Source organism: Salipiger sp., from assembly GCF_059781815.1.
On sequence record NZ_JBYNAH010000228.1, the window covers coordinates 1 to 8418 of the forward strand.

9 protein-coding genes are annotated in these 8418 nt (G+C 67.8%); 3 read left to right on the plus strand and 6 right to left on the minus strand.

The genetic code is table 11. The features are described from left to right. Nucleotides 1-37 precede the first annotated feature (37 nt). The 6 genes from gluQRS to purF form a co-directional block, all read right to left on the minus strand. Nucleotides 38-895, minus strand: coding sequence for a tRNA glutamyl-Q(34) synthetase GluQRS (gene gluQRS / locus AC6RA4_RS20725; protein WP_500163565.1), 858 nt, complete (start codon nt 893-895; stop codon nt 38-40). Nucleotides 896-1016: 121 nt separating this feature from the next. Next, the gene (locus tag AC6RA4_RS20730) at nt 1017-1238 is read right to left on the minus strand and encodes a hypothetical protein (protein ID WP_222605511.1); all 222 of its coding nucleotides are present in this window, start codon (nt 1236-1238) and stop codon (nt 1017-1019) included. Then, the gene (gene trmFO / locus AC6RA4_RS20735; protein ID WP_500163567.1) at nt 1235-2587 is read right to left on the minus strand and encodes a methylenetetrahydrofolate--tRNA-(uracil(54)-C(5))-methyltransferase (FADH(2)-oxidizing) TrmFO; all 1353 of its coding nucleotides are present in this window, start codon (nt 2585-2587) and stop codon (nt 1235-1237) included. Before trmFO ends, AC6RA4_RS20730 begins: the two co-directional genes overlap by 4 nt. Nucleotides 2588-2852: 265 nt before the next feature. Next, the gene (locus AC6RA4_RS20740; protein WP_500163568.1) at nt 2853-3500 is read right to left on the minus strand and encodes an SDR family NAD(P)-dependent oxidoreductase; all 648 of its coding nucleotides are present in this window, start codon (nt 3498-3500) and stop codon (nt 2853-2855) included. A 32-nt stretch (nt 3501-3532) separates the two neighbouring features. Next, complete coding sequence (locus AC6RA4_RS20745) at nt 3533-3796, minus strand: amidophosphoribosyltransferase (RefSeq protein ID WP_500163570.1); 264 nt, start codon at nt 3794-3796, stop codon at nt 3533-3535. A 165-nt stretch (nt 3797-3961) separates the two neighbouring features. Continuing rightward, on the minus strand, nt 3962-5428 hold the full coding sequence (gene purF / locus AC6RA4_RS20750; protein WP_500163577.1) for an amidophosphoribosyltransferase: 1467 nt from the start codon (nt 5426-5428) through the stop codon (nt 3962-3964). Between the two features lie 220 nt (nt 5429-5648). Between purF and AC6RA4_RS20755 the strand changes: the two genes are divergently transcribed. From AC6RA4_RS20755 to AC6RA4_RS20765, 3 genes are read left to right on the plus strand one after another with little or no spacing between them, the layout of a single operon-like run. Further along, nucleotides 5649-7076 carry a cytochrome ubiquinol oxidase subunit I gene (locus AC6RA4_RS20755; protein WP_500163572.1) on the plus strand — a complete coding sequence of 476 codons (1428 nt, stop codon included), beginning with the start codon at nt 5649-5651 and terminating at the stop codon, nt 7074-7076. A gap of 16 nt (nt 7077-7092) precedes the next feature. After that, nucleotides 7093-8109 (plus strand): cytochrome d ubiquinol oxidase subunit II, encoded by a 1017-nt coding sequence (gene cydB / locus AC6RA4_RS20760; protein ID WP_500163573.1) that lies wholly within the window; start codon nt 7093-7095, stop codon nt 8107-8109. Beyond that, complete coding sequence (locus AC6RA4_RS20765) at nt 8109-8213, plus strand: DUF2474 domain-containing protein (RefSeq protein ID WP_500163575.1); 105 nt, start codon at nt 8109-8111, stop codon at nt 8211-8213. The genes cydB and AC6RA4_RS20765 overlap by 1 nt, the downstream gene beginning before the upstream one ends. The last annotated feature ends 205 nt before the right edge of the window (nt 8214-8418 follow it).

The following is an 8418-nucleotide window of genomic DNA, read 5'->3' on the forward strand; positions in this document are numbered from 1 at the left end:
GAGGTATTTTTGAACCAGAGAAGACAGGGGCGTGGCGTCAGAGGCCGACCATGGTGCGGATCTCTTGCGGGCTGCGGCCTTCGTTGCGGTAGAGCGCGATGGCGCGGGCGTCGTCGCGCTTGGCGAGGCGCTTGCCGGCCTCGTCGCGGATCAGGCGGTGGTGGTGGTAGCGCGGGGTCGGCAGATCGAGCAGGCGCTGCAGCAGGACGTGGATGCGCGTGGCCTCGAAGAGGTCGCGGCCGCGGATCACGTCCGTGATGCCCTGGGCCGCGTCGTCGATCACCACCGCCAGATGGTAGGCGGCGCCCATCTCCTTTCGTGCCAGCACCACGTCGCCGATGGTCGAGGTCATCTTGTCCGCTGCGGTTTCGATCTGGCCGGTTTCGCCCTCGGGTCCGGCGCCGGTCTCTTCGAAGCGCAGGGGGCTGGTGAGGGCCGCGCAGGCGTGGGACATGTTCAGCCGCAGCGTCGTGTCGCGCGGGCGCGGGCCGGTCGGCGGCGCGGGGGGGCGGCAGGTGCCGGGGTAGATCAGCCCGTCCGGCCCGGTGAGCGGCGCGCCCTCCTGCGGTGCCGAGAGCGCCTCGCGGATGTCGCGGCGGGTGCAGCGGCAGGGGTAGAGCAGGCCCATCTCCCAGAGTTGGTCGAGCGCGTCGTCATAGGCGCCGAGATGCTCTGACTCGCGCCGGCAGGGTTCGGGCCAGTGGAGGCCGAGCCAGCGCAGGTCGTCCTTGAGTTGCGCCTCCCAGTCCGGACGGGAGCGGCTGCGGTCGAGATCGTCGATGCGCAGCAGGAAGATGCCGCCCGCCGCCTTGGCCATGTCGTGGTTGAGCAACGCCGAGTAGGCGTGGCCGAGATGCAGCGGGCCGGTGGGCGAGGGGGCGAAGCGGGTGATCATGGCGCGCGACCCTAGGCGGTGTCCGGTGCGGCGGCAAGCTTGGGTCACGGTGGCGTGACGGGTGGCGCTTGCTGGGGGCGGACATCGTCGGCGGTCGGTCCGCCCTATCGGGCGTCCTCGCTCAGTCCTCGTCGCGCCAGGCGCGCTCGATGCGGCGGGTGCGGCGCTCTTCGCCGGACTGGTAGATCAGGATCCAGGCCAGCAGGATGAACATCGGGTGGGTCAGGCCGCCCGAGAAGATGATCGCGGGCACCCAGACGAGGAACACCACGATCGCCAGGATCGGCCGCCCGGTGAACAGGATCGACAGCGGCGGCAGCAACAGCGCGAGGACATAGTTCATGCGGGCACCTCCTGTGCGGCGAGCCACGCGGTCCACTCGGACTTGGCGCGGTCGGTATAGGCCTTGTAGCGATCCTTGCGGCCGCGGCGCCCGCCCTTGAGCCCGTCGACCGGGCGGAACAGGCCGAAATTGACGTTCATCGGCTGAAAGGTCTTGGCCTCGGCGCCGCCGGTGATGTGGTGGATCAGCGCACCATGGGCGGTGTCCTGCGGGATCTCGGGCAGCGACCTACCGAGGATCTCGGATGCGGCCATGCGGCCCGCGGCGAGGCCCATGGCGGACGATTCGACATAGCCCTCGACGCCGGTGATCTGGCCGGCGAAACGGATATTGGGCTTCGAGCGCAGCCGCATCTGGCGGTCTAGCAGGGTGGGCGAATTGAGGAAGGTGTTGCGGTGGATGCCGCCGAGACGGGCGAACTTGGCCTTCTCGAGGCCCGGGATCATGCGGAACACCTCGGTCTGGGCGCCGTACTTCATCTTGGTCTGGAAGCCGACGATGTTGTAGAGCGTGCCGAGCGCGTTGTCGCGGCGCAGCTGCACCACCGCATAGGCCTTTTCCTCGGGCTTGTGGCTGTTGGTCAGGCCGATGGGCTTCATCGGGCCGTGGCGCAGGGTCTCGCGGCCGCGCTCGGCCATCACTTCGATGGGCAGGCAGCCGTCGAAATACCCCGCCGTCTCACCCTCGTGGAAGGCGGTCTTGTCGGCGGCGAGCAGCGCGTCGATGAAGGCCTCGTATTGCGGCTTGGTCATCGGGCAGTTGATATAGGCCTTGCGCTCTTCCTCGGTCTCGCCCTTGTCGTAGCGCGATTGCAGCCAGGCCACGTCCATGTCGATGCTGTCGAAATAGACGATGGGGGCGATGGCGTCGAAGAAGGCGAGCGCATCGGCGCCGGTCTCGCGGGCGATGGCGTCGCCGAGGGCGGCGGAGGTCAGGGGGCCGGTGGCAAAGATCCACTGGCCATCCTCGGGCAGTTCGGTGATCTCCTCGTCGGAGACCGAGACATTGGGATGGGCGCGCAGCGCCTGGGTGACGCCGGCTGAGAAGGCATCGCGGTCGACCGCGAGCGCGCCGCCCGCGGGAAGGCGATGGGTGTAGGCCTGGCGCATCACCAAGCCGCCGGCCTGCAGCATCTCCCAGTGCAGGAGGCCCACGGCGTTCTGCTCGTGATCGTCCGAGCGGAACGAGTTCGAGCAGACCATCTCGGCGAGGTCGCCGGTGCGATGGGCGAAGGTTTCGACCTTGGGGCGCATTTCGTGGATCACCACGGCAATGCCCGCCTCCGCGGCCTGCCAGGCGGCTTCCGATCCGGCCATGCCGCCGCCAACGATGTGCAATCTCTGTGTCATGCAGGGGCAGATAGGGGATCGCAGGGCCGGTGTTAAGAGGCAAGATGCGCAGGGTGTGAATGGTAGCCACCGGAAAACCCGCTAAACCGCTCTTTGGCGGGGGGGGGGGCAGGGGGCCAGCCCCCTCTTGGCGCTTTGCGCCAATTCACCCCCGAGGTATTTCGAAACCAGAGAAGACACGAGCGCAGTGCCCCTGGCTTCTCTTCGTCAAAAATACTCCCGCCGGAGGCGTCCGGCCTTTGTCACGCAGGCTGCCGCAGGGATCTCAGGCGAGACCGGCCTCAGCAAGCAGGCGCGCCGCTTCGGCATAGGGCGTGGCCAGCGCGTCCTTGTCCTCGCCCGGGTGGAAGCGCATCCGGGTGGTGGTGTTCATCGGACGCGGCGACAGGATCTGCACCTTCGGGCCGGTCTTGGTGCTTTCGACCTGCCACGAGCGGGCCAGGGCGATCTGCGCGGCCTTGGTGGCACCGTAATTGCCGTAGAAGCGCGCGCCCGCGTGCGGGTCGTCGAAGAACAGCGCCTGACCGGTCTCGGCCAGCAGTGCCGCCATGAAGGGCACAAGATAGCCCATCGGCGCGACGTTGATGTCGAGCGCCTTCTGGAAGTCCTTGGGCTCCATGTGGCTGGCCGGCGCCAGAGGGGCTGCGTGGATCGCGGTGTGCACCCAGAGCGCGGCGCCGCCCCAGCGGTCAAAGACCGAGCGGCAGAGCTGCGCCATGGCGTCTTGCTTGGTGATGTCCATCGGCGCCAGCGTGGCGCTGCCGCCGCGGGCCTTGATGCGGTCGTCGAGATCCTCGAGCCCGCCAACGGTGCGGGCGACGGCGACGACGTGGTAGCGGGGCGCGAGCGCCTCGGCGAGGGCAAAGCCCAGGCCGCGCGAGGCGCCGGTGACGATGGCAATCTGGTCGGTCATGCCCGCCCCATTGGCCCGCGCCGCGGGGTTTGTCAACGTCCGCCGGGCAGTTCCAGCCAGGTCGCCTTTCCGTTCCGCGCCAGCGCGATACGGGTTTCGTCGATCGCCACCACCTCGCGACCGCTGACGCGATCTCCGAGCGAGACGGTGTCGAGCCGGCCGCCGGGCAGCCGGACCAGCGCCTCGGGCGCCTGTTCATTGCCGAACACGCCGAGCAGGATCGGCCCGCTGTTGGGCAGGTTGGCGGAGCTGGTGGCGGTTTCTGCCACGTTGCGGGGGGTCTGTTCCTGAGCCATTCTGGCCATCCTCCTGTCTGGTCCCCAAAGGATGGGCCGCTGATAAAGAAGGCAGGCCAGTCAGGAAAGCCGGGAGGCGGTCACGCCGACGTGACGTCGCGCGGGATCGGCGGAAAACCGGCAAGACGAAGCCGGCGCGCAGGCGGCTGCGCGCCGATGCGACGTTTATTCCGCCGCCTTGAGCTTGAAGCCCTTCTCGATCATGTCGGCGGGCTCGACCGGGTACTCGCCGGAGAAACACGCGTCGCAATATTGCGGGCAGCTGTTGTTCCGGCCCTCGGCCTCGCCGGCGGCGCGGTAGAGACCGTCGAGCGAGATGAACTTCAGCGAGTCGACACCAAGGTGCTCGCACATCTCGTCCTCGGACATGGTCGCCGCCAGCAGCTTTTCGCGCTGGGGCGTGTCGACGCCGTAGAAGCAGGGCCAGGCGGTGGGCGGGCTGGCGATGCGGAAATGCACCTCCGCGGCGCCGGCATCGAGGATCATCTCCTTGATCTTGCGCGAGGTGGTGCCGCGCACCACCGAGTCGTCGACCAGCACCACGCGCTTGCCGCGGATCAGGGCGCGGTTGACGTTGAGCTTGAGGCGCACGCCCATATTGCGGATCTGCTCGGTCGGCTCGATGAAGGTTCGGCCCATGTACTGGTTGCGGATGATCCCCATGCCGTAGGGGATGCCGCTCTCATGGGCGTAGCCGATCGCCGCCGGGGTGCCGCTGTCGGGCACCGGGCAGACGAGATCGGCCTCGATCGGCGCCTCGCGGGCCAGCTCGACGCCGATCTGGCGGCGGGTTTCATAGACCGAGCGGCCGCCGATGATCGAATCGGGGCGAGAGAAATAGACATGCTCGAAGATGCAGAAGCGCGAGTTGCGGCTGCGGAAGGGATGCGTGCTCTCGACGCCCTTCTCGGTGATCACCACCATCTCGCCGGGCTCGATCTCGCGCACGAACTCGGCGCCGATGATGTCAAGCGCGCAGGTCTCGGAGGCCAGACACCAGCCGTCGCCGACCTTGCCGAGCACCAGCGGGCGCACGCCGAGCGCGTCGCGCACGCCGATGAGCTTGGTGCGGGTCATGGCGACGACCGAGAAGGCGCCCTCGACGCGGCGCAGCGCGTCTTCCATGCGGGCCGGGATGTCGCGCTGCAGCGAGCGCGCCATCAGGTGGATGATGCATTCGCTGTCCGACGAGCTCTGGAAGATCGAGCCACGCTCGATCAGCTCGCGGCGCAGGGCATCGGCATTGGTGATATTGCCGTTATGGGCAATCGCCGCACCGCCCATCGAGAACTCGCCGAAGAACGGCTGCACGTCGCGGATCTGCGCCGCCTTGGAGCCGGCGGTCGAGTAGCGCACGTGGCCGATGGCCAGCGCGCCGGGCAGGGTTTCCATCAGCGACTGCTTGGTGAAGTTGTCGCGGACATAGCCGAAGCGACGGGCCGAGTTGAATCCGTGCTCGGGATGGTAGGAGACGATCCCGCCGGCCTCCTGGCCGCGGTGTTGCAGCGCGTGCAGGCCGAGGGCGACGAAGTTGGCGGCGTCGGTGACGCCGATCATTCCGAAGACCCCGCATTCCTCGTGCAGCTTGTCGCCATCTACGGCATCGAAATCGAAGGGATGGGCGGGGGGCATATGGCGCTCGGACAAGGGCAGCTCCGAATCCGGTATTGGGAGAGATGGCCCCCACATAATGCCACGAGCGATACATGTCACGGAAGGATCACAAAACTCTGTTCCAGCGCAATCTCGACGTGAAAAGTGAGGCTTCTGCGCGACGCGATGCCGCATTCGGCGACTGGCGGGGCGCGAGATCCGCTCTAGGTCGTGCCGCACGAGCAAACGGAGACCCGGCATGGACACATTCCTCGGCCTCGACGCAACGCTGCTGGCACGCATCCAGTTCGGCTTCACGGTGTCGTTCCACTTCATCTTCCCGTCGATCAGCATCGGGCTGGCGAGCTATCTCGCGGTGCTTAACGGGCTGTATTTGTGGCGCAAAGACGCGGTTTACCTGCACGTCTTCAATTTCTGGGTGAAGATCTTCGCCATCGCCTTCGGCATGGGCGTGGTCTCAGGCATCGTGATGTCCTACCAGTTCGGCACCAACTGGTCGGTGTTCTCGGATCTCGCGGGGCCGGTCGTCGGCCCACTGATGGCCTACGAGGTGCTGACGGCGTTCTTCCTCGAGGCAGGCTTCCTTGGGATCATGCTGTTCGGGCGCAACAAGGTGGGGCCGGGGCTTCACATGTTTGCGACTGCGATGGTTGCCGTGGGGACGGCGATCTCTGCCACCTGGATCCTGTCGGTGAACTCTTGGATGCAGACGCCGCAGGGCTTCGGGATGAATGCCGACGGGCAGTTCATCCCCGAAGACTGGTGGGCGATCGTCTTCACGCCGTCCTTCCCGTACCGCCTCGCGCATACGCTGACGGCAGCCTATCTCACCACCGCCTTCCTTGTTGGTGGCGTGGGCGCCTGGCAGCTTCTGCGGGGCCGGGCGCACAACGCGGCGGTGCGGCGGATGTTCTCGATGGCGATGTGGATGATCGTGGTCACGGCACCGCTGCAGGTCATGGTGGGTCACGAGCACGGACTCAACACGCTCGAGCATCAGCCGGTGAAGATCGCCGCCATGGAGGGCCATTTCGAGAGCCACCCGGAGGGTGCGCCGCTGATCCTCTTCGGCCTGCCCGATCAGGCGGCGGGAGAGATGCGCTACGCGCTCGAGATCCCGCATCTGAGCTCGGTGATCTTCGGCAAGGGCTGGAACGGCGCTATGGAGGGGCTCGACGTGGTGCCCGACGACGAAGAGCCGCCGGTGGCGGTGATCTTCTGGTCCTTCCGGGTCATGGTCGGGCTTGGCTTTCTGATGGTGGGCGCCGGGCTCTGGGGGCTTTATGCGCGTTGGCGCGGGCATCTTTACGCCACGCCGTGGCTCTGGCGCGCGATGGTGGCGATGGGGCCCTCGGGGCTCGTGGCGGTGATCGCCGGCTGGATCACCACCGAGGTCGGGCGGCAGCCTTACGTGGTCTACAACCAGCTGCGCACCGCCGATGCGGTCTCGCCCTTGGGGGCGAGCGCGGTGGGCTGGTCGCTGATCGCCTTCATCGTGATCTATTTCGCGGTGTTCGGGGCAGGGGTGCTCTACATCCTGCGGCTCATGCATCGCGCGCCCGACATGGGCGAGGACGACGCCGGTGCCGAGCCCGGCCCGACCCGGGCCGCCGGCATCACGCCGCAGCAACAGATGGATCGGGGCCGCGCGGCCCCGGCGGAATGAGCCGGAGGGACGCGCAATGGCAATCGACCTGACCACCATCTGGGCCCTGATCCTGGCCTTCGCCGTGTTCGTCTATGTGGTGCTCGACGGGTTCGACCTCGGGCTCGGCATCCTCTACCCGTTTTTCCCGCGCAAGGACGACCGCGACCTGATGATGAACACCGTCGCACCGGTCTGGGATGGCAACGAGACCTGGCTGGTGCTGGGCGGCGGCGGACTCTTCGCCGCCTTCCCGCTGGCCTACGCGATCATCCTGCCGGCGACCTACCCGCTGATCATCGCCATGCTGCTGGCGCTGGTGTTCCGCGGCGTGGCCTTCGAGTTTCGCTGGCGCTCGACCAGCCGCTTCTCGCGCTGGAGCTGGGACATGGCCTTCATGGGCGGCTCGACCGTGGCGGCGCTGGCGCAGGGCATGACGCTGGGCACGCTGTTGCAGGGCATCACCGTCGAGGGGCGCGAATATGCCGGCGGCTGGTGGGACTGGCTGACGCCCTTCACCCTGCTTTGCGGGGGCGCCGTGGTGGCGGGCTACGCGCTCCTGGGGGCCTGCTGGCTCAACCTCAAGACCGACGGCGCGCTGCAGGAGCGCGCCCGCTGGCTGGCACGCATTGCGGGGCTGGTGACGGTGGCCGGCATCGTCGCGGTGAGCGCCGCGACGCCCTTCCTCGAGACCGCGTATTTCGAGCGCTGGCTGGCCTGGCCGGGCATTCTCGAGGTCGCCATCGTGCCGGTGCTGGTGGGCGTGCTGACGCTGTGGCTGGCGCGCGCGCTGACCTCGGGCAAGGGGCCGGACTGGCTGCCCTTCGTGCTGTCTCTGGGGCTGTTCCTGTTGTGCTTCGCGGGGCTTGGCGTGTCGATGTGGCCCTACGTGATCCCGCCCTCGGTGACGCTTCAGCAGGCGGCGGCGCCGGAGAGCTCGCAGCTCTTCATGCTGGTGGGCGCGGTGGTGCTGGTGCCGATCATTCTGGCCTACACCGCCTATGCCTACTGGGTGTTCCGCGGCAAGCTGAAGCCGGGCGAGGGCTATCACTGATGCCGGAGCGTCTGCGCAAGCTCGGGTGGTTCGTGGCGCTCTACCTCGGTGGTGTCGCCGTGGTGGGGGCGGTGGCCTACGCGATCCGGGCGGTGCTTCTGTAGCGGCGGGCAATCGGGTGCGCGCTGTGCGAGGCGAGGGGCTGATGCTGGAGCTTTTGGGCGGCCCCTCGCTCAAAGCACGCGCGGGATTGGTGCCACGGCCCCTGCGGGTCGCTGGGGTCAGTCGTTTGCGGCGAGGCCCGAGCGATCGGAAGCGCGGAATCAAGGCGAAGCCGCCGCGCCATCGCCGGCCCGCCCCCCGGGCTGG

Excerpts from the sequence above, each read along its gene's own strand:
- AC6RA4_RS20755 (WP_500163572.1), top strand. The coding sequence starts at position 5,649 with ATGGACACATTCCTCGGCCTCGACGCAACGCTGCTGGCACGCATCCAG.
- AC6RA4_RS20745 (WP_500163570.1), bottom strand. The coding sequence starts at position 3,796 with ATGGCTCAGGAACAGACCCCCCGCAACGTGGCAGAAACCGCCACCAGC.
- AC6RA4_RS20740 (WP_500163568.1), bottom strand. The coding sequence starts at position 3,500 with ATGACCGACCAGATTGCCATCGTCACCGGCGCCTCGCGCGGCCTGGGC.
- AC6RA4_RS20765 (WP_500163575.1), top strand. The coding sequence starts at position 8,109 with ATGCCGGAGCGTCTGCGCAAGCTCGGGTGGTTCGTGGCGCTCTACCTC.
- AC6RA4_RS20730 (WP_222605511.1), bottom strand. The coding sequence starts at position 1,238 with ATGAACTATGTCCTCGCGCTGTTGCTGCCGCCGCTGTCGATCCTGTTC.
- purF (WP_500163577.1), bottom strand. The coding sequence starts at position 5,428 with ATGCCCCCCGCCCATCCCTTCGATTTCGATGCCGTAGATGGCGACAAG.
- trmFO (WP_500163567.1), bottom strand. The coding sequence starts at position 2,587 with ATGACACAGAGATTGCACATCGTTGGCGGCGGCATGGCCGGATCGGAA.
- cydB (WP_500163573.1), top strand. The coding sequence starts at position 7,093 with ATGGCAATCGACCTGACCACCATCTGGGCCCTGATCCTGGCCTTCGCC.
- gluQRS (WP_500163565.1), bottom strand. The coding sequence starts at position 895 with ATGATCACCCGCTTCGCCCCCTCGCCCACCGGCCCGCTGCATCTCGGC.